The sequence below is a fragment of the Bradyrhizobium sp. I71 genome, from assembly GCF_022354745.1.
GTDB lineage: Bacteria > Pseudomonadota > Alphaproteobacteria > Rhizobiales > Xanthobacteraceae > Bradyrhizobium > Bradyrhizobium liaoningense.
Genome location: NZ_CP059398.1, coordinates 2,978,310 through 2,993,456 on the forward strand (window position 1 = coordinate 2,978,310; position 15,147 = coordinate 2,993,456).

Annotated in this window: 15 protein-coding genes; 2 read left to right on the top strand and 13 right to left on the bottom strand. The window is 65.1% G+C overall.

Going from position 1 to position 15,147, the window contains the following annotated elements; all coding sequences use genetic code 11:
- The first annotated feature begins 25 nt into the window (after nt 1-25).
- On the top strand, nt 26-418 hold the full coding sequence (gene apaG / locus FJV43_RS14615; protein WP_024337101.1) for a Co2+/Mg2+ efflux protein ApaG: 393 nt from the start codon (nt 26-28) through the stop codon (nt 416-418).
- A 152-nt stretch (nt 419-570) separates the two neighbouring features.
- Here the strand turns inward: apaG and FJV43_RS14620 are convergent, their stop codons facing one another.
- The 3 genes from FJV43_RS14620 to FJV43_RS14630 form a co-directional block, all read right to left on the bottom strand.
- The gene (locus FJV43_RS14620) at nt 571-1,590 is read right to left on the bottom strand and encodes an Hsp33 family molecular chaperone (protein WP_239627956.1); all 1,020 of its coding nucleotides are present in this window, start codon (nt 1,588-1,590) and stop codon (nt 571-573) included.
- A gap of 142 nt (nt 1,591-1,732) precedes the next feature.
- The gene (argF, locus tag FJV43_RS14625; protein WP_061879661.1) at nt 1,733-2,668 is read right to left on the bottom strand and encodes an ornithine carbamoyltransferase; all 936 of its coding nucleotides are present in this window, start codon (nt 2,666-2,668) and stop codon (nt 1,733-1,735) included.
- Nucleotides 2,668-3,876: an aspartate aminotransferase family protein gene (locus FJV43_RS14630; RefSeq protein WP_239627957.1), complete on the bottom strand. Its 1,209-nt coding sequence runs from the start codon at nt 3,874-3,876 to the stop codon at nt 2,668-2,670. The genes argF and FJV43_RS14630 overlap by 1 nt, the downstream gene beginning before the upstream one ends.
- 458 nt (nt 3,877-4,334) lie before the next feature.
- Between FJV43_RS14630 and FJV43_RS14635 the strand changes: the two genes are divergently transcribed.
- Complete coding sequence (locus tag FJV43_RS14635) at nt 4,335-4,847, top strand: GcrA family cell cycle regulator (protein WP_024337097.1); 513 nt, start codon at nt 4,335-4,337, stop codon at nt 4,845-4,847.
- Nucleotides 4,848-5,087: 240 nt separating this feature from the next.
- On the opposite strand, the gene phoB is transcribed toward FJV43_RS14635, so the two are convergent.
- The 10 genes from phoB to FJV43_RS14685 all read right to left on the bottom strand — a co-directional run bounded on the left by phoB (nt 5,088) and on the right by FJV43_RS14685 (nt 15,086).
- Complete coding sequence (phoB, locus tag FJV43_RS14640; RefSeq protein ID WP_014491300.1) at nt 5,088-5,795, bottom strand: phosphate regulon transcriptional regulator PhoB; 708 nt, start codon at nt 5,793-5,795, stop codon at nt 5,088-5,090.
- 14 nt (nt 5,796-5,809) lie between these two features.
- On the bottom strand, nt 5,810-6,526 hold the full coding sequence (gene phoU, locus FJV43_RS14645) for a phosphate signaling complex protein PhoU (protein ID WP_239627959.1): 717 nt from the start codon (nt 6,524-6,526) through the stop codon (nt 5,810-5,812).
- Between the two features lie 11 nt (nt 6,527-6,537).
- Nucleotides 6,538-7,359, bottom strand: a complete 822-nt coding sequence (pstB, locus tag FJV43_RS14650) for a phosphate ABC transporter ATP-binding protein PstB (RefSeq protein WP_239627961.1) — start codon at nt 7,357-7,359, stop codon at nt 6,538-6,540.
- On the bottom strand, nt 7,356-8,201 hold the full coding sequence (gene pstA, locus FJV43_RS14655; protein ID WP_239627962.1) for a phosphate ABC transporter permease PstA: 846 nt from the start codon (nt 8,199-8,201) through the stop codon (nt 7,356-7,358). The genes pstB and pstA overlap by 4 nt, the downstream gene beginning before the upstream one ends.
- 4 nt (nt 8,202-8,205) lie before the next feature.
- Nucleotides 8,206-9,195 carry a phosphate ABC transporter permease subunit PstC gene (gene pstC, locus FJV43_RS14660; protein WP_239629428.1) on the bottom strand — a complete coding sequence of 330 codons (990 nt, stop codon included), beginning with the start codon at nt 9,193-9,195 and terminating at the stop codon, nt 8,206-8,208.
- A gap of 180 nt (nt 9,196-9,375) precedes the next feature.
- Nucleotides 9,376-10,389 (bottom strand): phosphate ABC transporter substrate-binding protein PstS, encoded by a 1,014-nt coding sequence (gene pstS / locus FJV43_RS14665; protein ID WP_239627964.1) that lies wholly within the window; start codon nt 10,387-10,389, stop codon nt 9,376-9,378.
- Nucleotides 10,390-10,533: 144 nt separating this feature from the next.
- Nucleotides 10,534-11,832 carry an ATP-binding protein gene (locus FJV43_RS14670; RefSeq protein WP_239627965.1) on the bottom strand — a complete coding sequence of 433 codons (1,299 nt, stop codon included), beginning with the start codon at nt 11,830-11,832 and terminating at the stop codon, nt 10,534-10,536.
- Nucleotides 11,833-11,879: 47 nt separating this feature from the next.
- On the bottom strand, nt 11,880-12,935 hold the full coding sequence (locus FJV43_RS14675) for a lysylphosphatidylglycerol synthase domain-containing protein (RefSeq protein WP_028179025.1): 1,056 nt from the start codon (nt 12,933-12,935) through the stop codon (nt 11,880-11,882).
- 451 nt (nt 12,936-13,386) lie between these two features.
- Nucleotides 13,387-13,689, bottom strand: a complete 303-nt coding sequence (locus tag FJV43_RS14680; protein WP_239627967.1) for a hypothetical protein — start codon at nt 13,687-13,689, stop codon at nt 13,387-13,389.
- A 2-nt stretch (nt 13,690-13,691) separates the two neighbouring features.
- Complete coding sequence (locus tag FJV43_RS14685; RefSeq protein WP_239627969.1) at nt 13,692-15,086, bottom strand: OmpA family protein; 1,395 nt, start codon at nt 15,084-15,086, stop codon at nt 13,692-13,694.
- Between the last annotated feature and the right edge of the window lie 61 nt (nt 15,087-15,147).

Consider the following 15,147-nt stretch of genomic DNA (forward strand, 5'->3'; position numbering starts at 1 on the left):
GACGGATTTGGCTATTATAGCAACCATGTACCGCGCCGTGACCCGCCAGATCGAAGTAACCGTCGAGCCGAACTTTGTTCCGGAGCAGTCGTCGGCCGACCGCTCGCGCTATTTCTGGTCCTACACCATCGTCATCACCAATTCGGGCGAGGAGACCGTGCAGCTCAAGACGCGGCACTGGATCATTACCGACGCCTCCGGCCGCCAGCAGGAGGTGAAGGGCGAGGGGGTGGTCGGCGAGCAGCCGATCCTGGCCCCCGGCGAGCGCTTCGAATACACCTCCGGCGTGCCGCTCTCGACCGCCTCGGGCTTCATGACCGGCCGCTACCAGATGGTCAGCGAAACCGGCGAGCGCTTCGAGATCGACGTGCCGACGTTCTCGCTCGACAGTCCCGACAACAAGCGGGTGTTGAACTAGCGCGGTGTCGCAGGGCGGGCAGAGGCGCAGAGCGCCATGCCCACCATTCCGATCGTCGCACGGGACGTGGCGGGCACGCTCCACTGTGCCTACCCTGCGATGTCCGAACGTTTGGCGAGCTGCCTCCACATCGTCCTTGCGAGGATGCCGCGTTAGGCGTCTTCCACGCCCGCCTCGTGGGGCGAGAACTGGTACACCGACGAGCAGAACTCGCAGGTGACGACGACCTTGTCGTCCTTGACCATTGCGGCACGATCGTCCGGCGAAAAGCTCTTGAGCATCGAGGCGACCGCATTGCGCGAGCAGGAGCACTGCGCCTTGAGGACCTGCGGCTTGAACACGCGCACGCCGCGCTCGTGGAAGAGACGGTAGAGCAACCGCTCGCCCGAGAGTTCGGGATCGATCAGCTCGACGTCTTCGACGGTCTCGATCAGCGAACGCGCCTCGACCCAGGCGTCGTCTTCGGCGACACTGTGCACTTCGACACCTTCAGGCGCATCGCCGGGATGCAGATCGGCCTGCCGGGCGCGCTCCGGCGCCTTCGGCAGAAACTGCATCAGCATGCCGCCGGCCCGCCAGCGATGCTTGCCGCCGTCGCTCGAGCGCCACTCCTCGCCGACCGCAAGGCGCACGCGCGTCGGGATCTGCTCGGAGCGGAGAAAATATTCGTGCGCGGCGTCTTCCAGGCTGCCGCCGTCGAGTGCAACCAGACCCTGGTAGCGGCTCATGTCGGGGCCCTGGTCGATGGTCATGGCGAGATGGCCGCGGCCGAGCAGCGTGCCAGACTGCATGCCGGCGTCCTTGGCCTCGCCGAGGCGCTCGGCGTCAAAGCGTGCATAGGCGCGCAGGCGATCCGGCGCCATGTAGTCGACGACCAGGAACGACACCGGACCGTCGGTCTGGGCCTGAAGAATGAAGCGACCTTCGAACTTCAGCGCGGTGCCGAGCAACGTCGTCAGCACGATGGCTTCACCGAGCAGCTTGCCGACGGGTGCGGGATAATCGTGCTTGGTCAGGATATCGTCGAGCGCCGGGCCGAGCCGCACCAGCCGCCCGCGCACATCGAGCGCGTCGACCTCGTAAGGCAGCACGGCGTCGTCGATCGGAACCGCCGATGGTGCGCGAACCGGGCCTTCAGGCCCGGTTTTCATGTCAGGGGATTGGGAAACCATGGCGCGTTATCTGGGGTCGGAGGGCTGAGAATGGAAGGGGGCGGCGACCACCACATATTCCGCGATCGTTCCGGACAAGCGAGCGCTGATCCGGGACGATCAGCGGCGCGCGGGGCGACAGCAACGCCACCACACGCCCCCGCTATTTCACCGCGTCGAAGCACCAGGCCAGAATGCCCTTTTGCGCGTGCAGGCGGTTCTCGGCCTCGTCGAAAACGACCGATTGCGGACCATCGATCACGTCATCCGTGACCTCCTCGCCGCGATGGGCCGGCAGGCAGTGCATGAACAGCGCATCGGGCTTGGCCAGCGACATCAGCTTGGCATTGACCTGGTAGGGCTTGAGCACGTTGTGGCGATGCTCGCCCTCCTTGTCGCCCATCGACACCCAGGTGTCGGTGACGACGCAATCGGCGCCGCGCACGGCGGCTTCCGGATCGGTGCCGAGCACGATCGGCGCGCCTGACGTCTTGATCCAGTCGCGCATTGCCTTCTTCGGCGCGAGCTCCGGAGGTGTTGCGACGTTGAGCTGGAATTTGAAGCGCTCGGCGGCATGCGCCCAGGACGCCAGCACGTTGTTGTCGTCGCCGGTCCAGGCCACCGTCTTGCCCTCGATCGGGCCGCGATGCTCCTCATAGGTCATGAGGTCGGCCATCACCTGGCAGGGATGCGACCGCCGCGTCAGGCCGTTGATCACGGGCACGGTCGCATAGGCCGCAAGCTCCAGGAGCGCCTCGTGATTGAGGATGCGGATCATGATCGCATCGACATAGCGCGACAGCACCCGCGCGGTGTCGGCGATGGTCTCGCCGCGACCGAGCTGCATCTCGGCGCCGGTGAGCATGATGGGCTCGCCGCCGAGCTGGCGCATGGCAACATCGAACGACACCCGCGTGCGCGTCGAGGGCCGCTCGAAGATCATCGCCAGCGTCTTGCCTTCGAGCGGCCTGACCGGCTGGTGCGCCTTCTGCTTCGCCTTCATGGCGGACGAGGCGGCGAGCATGCTCTTGAGCTCCGACAGCGGCAGCTCGTTGATGTCCAAAAAGTGCTTTGGAGCTTTATTGGGCGTCTTGCTCATCAGCTTGCCGCCCGCTTGGTCTGGCTGGACGAGATCGCAGTGCAGGCGCGTTCGAGCCGCCCGACGCTGTCTTCGATCTCCGCCTCGGTAACGATCAAGGGCGGCAGGAAGCGCACGACGTTGTCGCCGGCTCCGACGGTGAGCAATTTTTCGGCGCGCAGCGCCGCGACGAGATCGCCCGAGGGCACCACGGCCTTGATGCCGATCAGGAGCCCCTCGCCGCGCACCTCGCTGACGACATCGTGATGGCGATCGATCACGGAGGCGAGCTTCTGCTTCAGCAGCAGCGACATTTTCTGCACGTGATCGAAGAAGCCGGGCTTGAGCATGACGTCGAGCACGGCGTTCGCAGCCGAGATCGCGAGCGGATTGCCGCCGAAGGTCGAACCGTGCGAGCCCGGCCCCATGCCGCGTGCAGCGTCGGCGGTGGCGAGCACCGCGCCGATCGGGAAACCGCCACCGAGCGCCTTCGCAAGCGACATCACGTCGGGCACGACGCCGGTGCGCTTGTAGGCAAAGAGTTCGCCGGTGCGGCCCATGCCGGTCTGCACCTCGTCGAAGGCGAGCAAGAGGCCGCGCTCGTTGCAGAGCTCGCGCAGTGCCTTCAGGAACGCGGGAGGCGCAGAACGAACGCCGCCCTCGCCCTGGATCGGCTCGATGAGAATACCGGCGGTGTTCAGGCCGATCGCTTTCTTCACGGCTTCCAGATCGCCATGCGGCACCTGGTCGAAGCCGTCCATCGGCGGGCCGAAGCCCTCGAGATATTTTGCAGAACCGGTGGCGGCCAGCGTCGCCAGCGTGCGGCCATGGAAGGCGCCCTCGAATGTGATCATGCGATAGCGCTCAGGATGCCCCTTGGAGAAGTGATGGTGGCGCACCAGCTTGATCACACCTTCAAGCGCCTCGGCGCCGGAATTGCAGAAGAACACGAAGTCCGCAAAACTTTCATTGCACAGACGCGCCGCGAGCTTCTCGCCGTCCGGGCTCTGGAACAGGTTCGACATGTGCCAGAGCTTCGTCGCCTGCTCCTGCAACGCCTTGACCAGCGTGGGATGCGCATGGCCGAGCGCATTCACCGCCACGCCGGAGGTGAAATCGAGATAGCGATCGCCATTGGTCGCGATCAGCCAGCAGCCTTCTCCGCGCTCGAAACCGAGGTCGGCCCTGGCGAAAACGGGGAGCAAATGCGGCGCGGCGCTGTTGGTCATGACGTCACTTGAATGTTGCGGACGGTGTGACGCGTGCATTACGCAACGCACCATTGACCGGCCCGGAAAACGAAACGTGCCGCCTTTTAAGGGCGGCACGTAGGACTATCTTATGCTTGGCAAGACGGGTGTCAATGCCGCCCGGAAAGCCCCGCGAAACGCTGAATCCGTAGTCTTGCGGTGCCGATTTTGCGGGTTTTTCACCACGGAACATGTGGACGCGAGTCGGCGGACTCTTGCGCGGGAGTCACGCCATATTGTAGCGTTTGGACTGTCAGATACGACATCTCGTGCAGCAGTTCTGATCCCTTAAGTCCTCATGTACCGGCGTAAACGTTCGGGCGTCTTGAGCGCGCCCGGCGAGCCTTAAGGGATTCTGGCGGCACGGGTTTTTGAAGGCTTAGGCAATCGCTGCGAAGGCCCCAGGATGGCAGGCGCGCAGCGAGGGAAAGGGTGCAATGACGGTTTTGACCTGGTCCGATGATCGCGTCGAGCAGCTGAAAAAGCTCTGGGAGGCCGGACTTTCGGCCAGCCAGATCGCGGCGGAGCTCGGCAATGTGACCCGCAATGCCGTGATCGGCAAAGTGCACCGGCTCGGCTTGTCCGGCCGCGCCAAGAGCCCTTCATCGGCAGCGCCCCGGCCGCGCAAGGCGCGGCCCGCGCAGCACATGATGCGGGTGACCCGCCCCGTCGCCCGCGGCAACACCGCGCTGGCGCAGGCCTTCGAGGTCGAGGTCGAGGCCGAACCCGTCACCTACGACAATGTGGTGCCGATGAGCCAGCGGCTGTCACTGCTGGAGCTGAACGAGGCGACCTGCCACTGGCCGGTCGGCGACCCCTCGAGCCCGGATTTCTTCTTCTGCGGCGGCAAGGCGCTCTCCGGCCTGCCCTACTGCGCCCAGCATTCGCGCGTGGCGTATCAGCCGGCGGCGGATCGCCGCCGCGCACCGGCGAAGCCGGGCACGCGCTGAGCTCGCGGAATTCTCTGATCAAGACCGCAGCCGTCACACGATGACGGCTCCAATTGCTCGGTGTCATCCCCGCGAACGCGGGGATCCGTAACCACAGGGCGCAATCGTTGCGCGGGATGGTCACTCCGAGTCTTCGCCACACCAGGTCCTGTGGTTATGGATCCCGGGCTCGCGCTACGCGCGCCCCGGGACGACAGCTGAGATTGTGGCCACAGCTGCCAGCAAACAACTCACCCGACCTTACGCCTGCTCCGCCTTCGCAAACCGATCGTCCAGCGCATAGCCGGCGCCACGGACGGTGCGGATCGGATCCTGCTCGCGGCCGAGATTGAGCAGCTTGCGCAGGCGGCCGATATGGACGTCGACGGTGCGCTCGTCGATGTAGATGTCACGGCCCCAGACGCTGTCGAGCAGCTGCTCGCGCGAGAACACACGGCCGGGATGCTCCAGGAAGAACTCCAGCAGACGATATTCGGTCGGGCCGAGATCGATCGGCCGGCCCGAACGCGCCACGCGGCGCTTGTCGCGATCGAGCTCGATGTCGCCATAGGCGAGCACGGTGGCGAGCCGCTCGGGGCTGGCGCGCCTGAGCAGACCCTTCACGCGGGCCAGCAGCTCCGGCACCGAGAACGGCTTGACGATGTAATCGTCGGCGCCGGTCGCAAGACCCCGCACCCGCTCGCTCTCCTCGCCGCGCGCGGTGAGCATGATGATCGGCAGCTGCTTGGTCTCGGGCCGGGTGCGCAGCCGCCGGCACAGCTCGATGCCCGACAGGCCCGGCAGCATCCAGTCGAGCACGATCAGATCGGGAATGTGCTCCTTGAGGCGGGTGTCGGCGTCATCGCCGCGCATCACCGTCTCGACGTCATAGCCGTCGCCTTCGAGGTTGTAGCGAAGAAGCTCGGTGAGAGCTTCCTCGTCCTCAACCACCATAATGCGTGCGCCCATGTTGTCGTCGCTCCTTAGGTATTCGGGATCGTCGTGGCGAAGTTCGTCATGTCGCCCTTCGGCCGCTTGTCGGTGATCGCCTGGCCCTCGATCATGTAGAACACGGTCTCGGCGATGTTGGTGGCGTGGTCGCCGATCCGCTCGATGTTCTTGGCACAGAACATCAAATGGATGCAGAACGAGATGTTGCGCGGATCCTCCATCATGTAGGTGAGGAGTTCGCGGAACAGCGAGGTGCAGATGGCGTCGACTTCCTCGTCGCCCTTCCACACCGCCATCGCTGCCGGCAGATCGTGCGCGGCATAGGCGTCCAGCACCGACTTGACCTGCTGCTGCACGAGGTCAGTCATGTGTTCCAGGCCGCGGAACAGTTTCAGCGGATGAAAATCCGTCTCCAGCGCTGCGACGCGCTTGCCCATGTTCTTGGCGAGATCGCCGATGCGCTCGAGATCGGTCGCGACGCGCATGGCCCCGACGATCTCGCGCAGATCAACGGCCATCGGCTGGCGGCGGGCGATGGTGAGCACGGCGCGCTCCTCGATGCGCTTCTGCAGCGTGTCGAGTTCGGCGTCGGTGGCGACGACGCGCTGACCGAGCGTGACGTCGCGGCGGATCAGCGCGTCGACGGAATCGACGATCATGCGCTCGGCGATGCCGCCCATCTCGGCGACCAGGCGCGTGAGTTCCTGGAGGTCGGTATCGAAAGCCTTTGCGGTATGTTCAGAACCCATGTTCCGTCTCCTCAGCCGAACCGGCCGGTGATGTAATCCTGCGTGCGCCGGTCGCTCGGCGACGTGAATATCTTGCTGGTGTCGTCGAACTCGATCAACTCGCCGAGATACATGAAGGCGGTCTTGTCGGAGACGCGCGCCGCCTGCTGCATGTTATGGGTGACGATCGCGATCGTGTAGTTCTCGGACAATTCCTGGATCAGCTCCTCGACCTTGGCGGTCGAGATCGGGTCGAGCGCCGAGCACGGCTCGTCGAACAGGATCACCTCGGGCCGCACCGCGACGGTGCGGGCAATGCAGAGGCGCTGCTGCTGGCCGCCGGAGAGCGACAGGCCGGAGGCGTTGAGCTTGTCCTTGACCTCGTTCCACAGCGCACCGCCGCGCAGCGCCTTCTCCACGCGACCGTCCATCTCGGACTTCGAGATCTTCTCGTAGAGGCGGATGCCGAAGGCGATGTTCTCGTAGATCGTCATCGGGAACGGGGTCGGCTTCTGGAACACCATGCCGACCCGGGCGCGCAGCAGATTGAGGTCGAGCTTGGGGTCGAGGATGTTGGTGTGGTCGAGCAACAGCTGGCCGGTGGCGCGCTGGCCCGGATAGAGGTCGTACATCCGGTTGAAGATGCGCAGCAGGGTCGACTTGCCGCAGCCGGACGGGCCGATGAAGGCCGTGACGCGATTGGTGCCGAGCGCCAGATTGATGTTCTTCAGCGCATGGTGCTCACCGTAGTAGAAATTGAGGTTGCGCGCGGTGACCTTGGCAGGCGCCTCGGGCAGCGGCTGCGAGCCGGGATGAACGGTCGGCGCGCTTACGGAAATAGACATTTCACTCATTTTGCGGTCCTCTCGGCACCAAGGATGCGGGCGCCAATGTTCAGGGCAAGCACAGTCAGGGTGATCAGCAGCGCCCCGCTCCAGGCGAGTTGCTTCCAGTAGGCGTAGGGGCTCTGCACGAAGTTGTTGATGGTCACCGGCAGGTTGGCCATCGTCTTGTCCAGGCTCAGGCTGAAGAACTGGTTGGACAGCGCGGTGAACAGCAGCGGTGCGGTCTCGCCGGCGACGCGGGCGGTGGCGAGCAGCACGCCGGTGATGAGGCCGGAGCGCGCCGCACGGTAGGCGATGCGCTTGATCACCAGCGAACGCGGCAGGCCGAGCGCGCTGGCGGCTTCACGCAGCGGGTTCGGCACCAGCAGCAGCATGTCCTCCGTGGTGCGCACCACGACCGGGATCACGATCACGGCGAGCGCCAGCGCGCCAGCGATGGCCGAGAAGCCTCGCATCGGCACCACGACCGCACCGTAGATGAACAGGCCGATGATGATCGAGGGCGCCGAGAGCAGGATGTCGTTGATGAAACGGATGACCGAGGTCAGCTTGTCGTTGCGGCCGTATTCGGCAAGATAGGTTCCGGCGAACATGCCGAGCGGCGCGCCGATACCGACGCCGATCGCGGTCATGATCAGCGAGCCGACGATGGCGTTGCGCAGGCCGCCCTCGCTCGATCCGGGCGGCGGCGTGTCTGCGGCGAAGACCTGAAGGTTGAGCCCGGCCAGACCGTTGTAGAGCAGCGTGATCAGGATCAGCGCGAGCCAGGTGACGCCGAAGGCGGCGGCTGCGATGCAGAGGCCGCGGATGACGATGTCCCAGCGGCGGCGGCGCGAATAGATCGGGTTCATGGCTTCACTTTCCGGCCTTGGTTTCCAGGCGCATCAGCATCAGCCGCGCCGCCGCGAGCACGAAGAACGTCAGCACGAACAGGAGCAGGCCGAGCAGGATCAGGCCGGACTGGTGCAAGCCGTCGCTCTCGGCGAACTCGGATGCGATCGCTGCCGAGATCGTGGTGCCCGGGGCGAAAATCGATGAAGAAATGCGGAACGAATTGCCGATGATGAAGGTCACGGCCATCGTCTCGCCGAGCGCGCGGCCCAGCGCCAGCATGACGCCGCCGATGATGCCGACGCGGGTATAGGGGATCACCACGCTGCGCACGACTTCCCACGTGGTGCAGCCGACGCCGTAGGCGGCTTCCTTCAGCACGGGCGGCACCGTCTTGAACACGTCGACCGAGATCGAGGTGATGAAGGGCAGCACCATGATGGCGAGGATCAGCGCGGCATTGAACAGGCTGAGATAGGACGGGGGACCGGCGAAGATCGCGCCCAGCACAGGAACGCCGTCGAAGATCTTGATCATGGTGGGCTGGAACGTGTTGGCCAGGAACGGGCCCAGCACGAAGAAGCCCCACATGCCGTAGATGATCGAGGGAATGCCGGCGAGCAGCTCGATCGCCATGCCGATCGGGCGGCGCAGCCATTGCGGACAAAGCTCGGTGAGGAAGATCGCAATGCCGAGACCGACGGGAATGGCGATCAGCATCGCGATGAAGGAGGTGACGAGCGTGCCGTACATCGGCCCGAGCGCGCCGAGCACGGGCGGATCGGCCGAAGGGGCCCAGCGCTGCGTCCACAGGAACGACAGGCCGTATTCCTTGATCGCCGGGAAGGCGCCCACGATCAGCGAAAGGATGATGCCGCCGAGAATGAGCAGCACCGAGATCGCGGAAAGTCGCGTGATCCAGTAGAAGGTGACGTCACCCAGCTTGAACGCGCTCAACGCCTTGGCGCGGTCATAAGGTCCGGCAGCATCAATCACGTTGCTCTCGACAGCCATTTCTGCCACGCCGATCCCCTGTTACTGAATGATATCGTTTTCTAAGTCGAATTCTAAGTCGGTGGTCTCGTGCTCCGGACGCTCGCGGATCGCGAGATTGGTCCGGAGGACGGTCGTTCGCGGGGTCCGAGCGACGGTGCGGTCTTCGCGCCGCACCGTCTTCCGGAACAGAAGAGCGCCTTAGCTCTTGATATCGGCTGCCCAGGTCTTCTCGATCAGCTGGACGACGCTGTCCGGCATCGGGATGTAGTCGAGCTCTTCAGCCAGCTTGTCGCCCTTCTTGAACGCCCAGCGGAAGAACTTGATGGCTTCCTGCGAAGCCGCCTTGTCGGTGGCATCCTTGTGCATGAGGATGAAGGTCGCCGCCGTGATCGGCCAGGACTTCTCGCCCGGCTGCTCGGTCAGGATGACGTAGTAGCCGGGAGCCTTGGCCCAATCGGCGTTGGAGGCGGCCGCCTGGAAGGCTTCGACGGTCGGCTGCACCGTCTTGCCCGCCTTGTTGACGAGGCCGGTGTAGGTCAGCTTGTTCTGCTTCGCATAGGCGTACTCGACATAGCCGATCGAGTTCTTGGTCTGGCCGATGTTGCCCGACACGCCTTCGTTGCCCTTGGCGCCGACGCCGACCGGCCACTCGACCGCGGTGCCCTCGCCGACCTTGCTCTTCCAGTCCGCGCTGGCCTTGGAGAGGTAGTTGGTGAAGTTGAAGGTGGTGCCGGAGCCGTCCGAGCGGCGGACCACGGTGATGGCTTCCGGCGGCAGCTTCACGTTCGGATTGAGCTTCTTGATCGCGGCATCATCCCACTTGGTGATCTTGCCGAGATAGATGGCGGCCAGGGTCTCGCCGTCGAACACCAGTTCGCCGGGCTTCACACCCTCGAGGTTGACGACGGGGACGATGGCGCCCATCACCATCGGCCATTGGACGAGGCCGTCCTTCTCGAGCTGCTCGGCCTTGAGCGGCGCATCGGTGGCGCCGAAGGTCACGGTCTTGGCCTGGATCTGCTTGATGCCGCCGCCGGAGCCGATCGACTGGTAGTTCAGACCGTTGCCGGTCTCCTTTTTGTAGGCGTCAGCCCACTTGGAATAGATCGGGAACGGGAACGTCGCGCCGGCGCCGGTGATGTCGGCCGCAAAGGCTGCCGTCGTCGATGCGGCGACCAAGCCAGCAGCGACCATAGTTTTGAGGAAATTCATGCTGGTCTCCATACAGGGGAGCGAAGCGCCATCCGCGCCCGATCGCGCTCCCCGCGCCGCCCGTTTAGGAGCGGTCGGCTGTGCTTTTACGAAGGTTTCATGACAGTTGGATGACGCGACCAAACGATTGAATTCGCTTGATTTTTAGGCCGAAGCCGAAACCTTCGCCTGGGGAAAACACGCCGTGAAAGTGGCGCCCTGCCTGGGCACGCTCTCGATCAGAAGCCGGCCGCGATGACGGTTAAGAATATGTTTCACCAACGATAATCCGAGCCCGGTCCCGCCTTGCGAGCGGCTGTCGCCGACGTCCACCCGGTAGAAGCGCTCGGTCAGCCGCGGCAGGTGCTCGGGCGCGATGCCGGGGCCGAAATCGCGAACCAGGACCCGGATTTCCGGAGTTCCATCAGTGGCGACACTTGATGTCAGCGACACGATGACGCGTCCGCCGGAGGCGCCGTATTTGAGCGCGTTCTCGATCAGGTTCTCGAACAGGCGGAGCAGTTCCTCGCGGTCCCCCGCGATCATCACCGGCAGCTCCGGCAGATCGATCGCCACCTCGACCTGGCGCTCGCGGGCCAGCGGCTCGAGCCCGTCGGCGACCTGGCGGATGATCGGTATGAGGTCGACCAGGGTGTCGGGCCGGACATGGGCCGACAGCTCGACCCGCGACAGCGACAGCAGATCGTCGATCAGGCGCGCCATGCGCGTGGCCTGGTTGTGCATGATACCGAGGAAGCGCTCGCGCGCCTTGGGATCGTCCTTGGCCTGGCCCTGGAGCGTGTCGATGAAGCCCGACAGCGCGGCCAGCGGGGTGCGCAGCTCGTGGCTGGCATTGGCGACGAAGTCGGCGCGCATCTCCTCGACCCGGCGCAGCGGGGTCTGGTCGTGGAAGGTCATCAGCATGCATTTGTCGGCGCCGCCGAAGCTGGTCGGCACCGGAACCGGCGTGATCATGAGCTCCATCCAGCGATCGACCGGAACATGGTCGAGATAGGTCGCGCGCCGCGGCTCGGTGGTGGCGATCGCCTCGCGCAGCGCCGTGATGATCTCCGGCGAGCGCAGCGCGAACTGGGCGAGCTCGTTCCTGCGCAGCGCCGGCGCGAGCTGGGCGGCCGCGGCGTTGAGATGGATGACGCGGCCGGCGCGGTCGAGCAGCACCGCCGGATCCGGCATGCCGGCGACCACCGCAGCCACCGCCGCGCTCTCGACCGGGTTGATCCGCCTGACATCATCGCGTGAGGCGGCGGGATCGTGCAGCCGCCACGGGATCAGGGCAGCCACCGCGATGCAGAGGAACACAATCGCGGCGTGCAGTGCGGACAATTCGCCGAGCGAGACCACGACGGACAGCGCCAGCGCCGCGGCGATCAGGATGATGGTCGAGTGCCGCAGCCGGTCGGACCAGGGCTGGGCGGGGGGAGAAGATGGGGCGTCGATCGCCATCGGGGCGGGCTTCTCCTGGGGGACTTGTCCTACAGACCTGGCACCGGTCAGGCGCCGCTGTCGCTACGCTCTCGCACATAGGCGGCTTCACGCGCCGGGCCGGGGTCCAGCTTGAGCGCCGCCTGATGCAAGCGCTTCGATCGCGCGCCGATGATAACTTCGCGAAGCGTCAGCAAGATTACAGATAGGACGAAGGGAGACAGATAATAGAGGACGCGGAACAGCAGCATGCCGCCCAGAAGCTCCTCCCGGTCCATCTGCCAGAGGCCGACCAGCATGGCGGCGTCGAACACGCCGAGCCCCCCCGGGGAATGGCTGGCAAAGCCGAGCAGGGTGGCCGAGACGAAGATCACCGCGACCACGACGAAGCCGACATGGGGCTCGTCCGGCACCAGGACATACATCGCCAGCGCGCAGAAGCCGAGATCGACGATGCCGATCGCGATCTGAAGCAGCGTCAGCGGGCCGCCCGGCAGCACCACGGTCCAGGGGCCGCGGCCGACCACCCGCGGCTGGGTCCAGACCCAGACCACGTAGCCGATCAGCGCCACGATGATCATCAGCGCCAGCGTCCGGTTCAGCCAGGGCGGAAGCTGGTCGATCGAGGCGGCAGCCTCCGGGTGATAGGCGATGCCGAGGCCGAGCACGGCGGCATTGCCCAGCCAGAAAGTCAGGCCGGCGAGGAAGCAGATCTTTGCGACGTCGATCGCATTCAGCCCATAGGCCGAATAGATGCGGTAGCGCACCGCGCCGCCGGTGAAGACGCTGGCGCCGACATTGTGGCCGATCGAATAGCTGGTGAAGGCCGCGAGCGCATTGATGCGATAGGGCACATGGGCATGGCCGATCGCGCGCGTGGCGAAAAGGTCGTAGAACGTCAGGGTGAAATAGCCCGCAGCGACGAACAGCGCCGCCATCGCAATCTGGCTCGGCTCGGTGCTCTTGATCGCCTCGAGGACCTCGTTGAAATCGATGCCTCGGAGCATGTGGTAGAGCACGTAGCAAGCGATGCCGATGACCGCGATGCTGATCACAACTCCAAGCTTATGCAGGACTTGCTTCTGGCGCAGAAACGACATCGCCCTGCGTATGGCTTCCAGCATCTAGACCTCGAACAACGCTTCGGCGGCCAGGGTGGCCGGCGGACAGGCGGACGACGCACAGGCACCTAGCGAACCCTCGCCGTCGGCTCCGGCATCGCGCATACCCCCTGCCCCTCCACTAGCGCGTTTTCGGGCGGAGTGGAATTCGCCAATCCGAACAAAAACACGTGCCTTCAATATTTTAGGCAGGGTTACGGCTCCTGATGCACGATTTGGCGCTTTCGGCGGCAAGGCTTGACGCGAATCTCCATGGCAATCCTGCGCGGACGCCATGAAGTTTTGATGATTTCGGCCGCACAATGTTCCGTCACGCCTTAAGCCGACATCAATCTATGGGGCAGGCCTGGCTGTTGAAAGAGGAGGATCGAAGCGGCCAGTTGACGCGTTCTGACGCGCCGGAAGGCCGCGGCGGACGCGCCCCCCGTCCCTTCAGTGAGGGTGCGCAGCAACATCACAGAGCGGCCGGTGGCGCGGTGCGCGAGACCACGCGGTCGCGCAGCCACGCACCGACGGTGCAGCCGACGAGGTAGCAGGCGAACATGATCAGGCCGAGATCGAGCCAGTAGCCGAAGCGGCCGGGGACCACATGGGCGAGCGAGGCCGCGACCAGCGCGGCGGCGAGCGCGGCGAGCCAGCGCGCCGTCACCTTCGAGGTGCCGTTGCCGCGCTGGACCACCGAGATCCAGCCCATGCAGAAGCCCAGCAGCAGCGAGCCGATCAGCCAGCCCAGATGGAACGAGACGAGATAGGGCATCGTCACCTCACGAGAAATTCGATACGGCGGTTCTGGGCCTTGCCTTCATCGGTGTCGTTGCCGGCGAGCGGCTGCGTGCTGCCATGGCCAACCGCTGTGAAGCGGCTGGCGGGCAGGCCGGCCTTGACCAGATAGTCGATCACCGCCTGCGCGCGCTTTTCCGAGAGAGCCTGGTTGAAGGAATTCTCGCCGTCGGCGTCGGTATGCCCGGCGATCTCGATATTGGTGGTGGGGCAGCGCAGCGCCGTCTCGATGAGACGATCGAGGATGCCGGCGGAGTCGGGTTCGATGTCCGCACGCCTGGTCGCGAAACGGATCTTGCCCTTGGTCAGAAGCTCCGAGAACAATTGCTGGCACACAGTGCCGTCGACCGGGCCTGCCGCAGGCTTCACCGTGATCTCCGGCTTGTATTGCCAGTTTTTCGGGAAGTCCTTGCCGAGCCCTGCGCGGATATCGTTGGCGGCGCCCTCGTAGAGCGCATCGCCCGACAGCTTCACCTCGCGGTCGGAGACGACAAGCGTGCCGGTCGACAGCCGCGACAGCGCGCCGAGCGCTGGGACCACGGCCGTGCTGAAGGAGCCGGGTGCCCCGATGCTGGCCTTGAGGTTGTCGACGACCTTCTCGGTGAAAAACTTTCGCGCGGCGCTGGTGGCGATCGCCGCATGGACGTTGTTGTCGGGAACATAGCCGGTCAGCGTCACCGTCGCGGCCACCGGATCCTTGTAGGCCTGGAAGATGTAGGGCGGCGCCTTGATCTCGTTGGCGGCAATCGAGAAGCCCTCGGGCAGGTTCTTCAGCGCGGCCGCGATCGCCTCGCGGCCGCCGAGCTCGCGCGCCATGCCCGACAGATTGACCTTGGTGTCGGTTATCGTGATCTTGCCGTCCTTGAGCTTGCCGATCTGATCCAGCAACAGCATCGCGGCAGCCTCGAAGCGCGGCGGCGCGCCGCGCGCCAGCCCCATCTGGTCGGCCACCTCGACGCCGCCGACCTCCTTGCGGGCGGCCTCGGTCAGCCGGGCCTTCATCGACGGCAGGGGCGCGGAGCCCGACAGAGTCACCCGCACCACGTCGCGCTCGGCGGTCCAGACGAAGGGCTTGGCTTCGGGAACAAGACGGGTCCGATCGTCGACCAGGCGGACGCCGGGGACCGTCTCGACCGCCATCACGGCGTCGCGGCGCCCCTCCTCGGAGAAGGCGTCTGCGGCCAAGCCGACGTCGCGGCCATCGACCAAGATCCGTGTCTTGTCCAGAACGGTATCCTTCAGCGCCGCCGAGCTGCGCGCCGACAGATCGGCCTCGACCGGTAAGGTATTATTCCAGGCCGCAAATCCCCACATGACGGCCAGGGGGATCAGCCCTGGCCACCATTTGCTGGCCCACCTGAAAAGCTTCTGCATTCGACGACCCGAACTCTGGAAACGGAGACAAAACAAACCCTTGGCAGGCTGTCAAACCGGA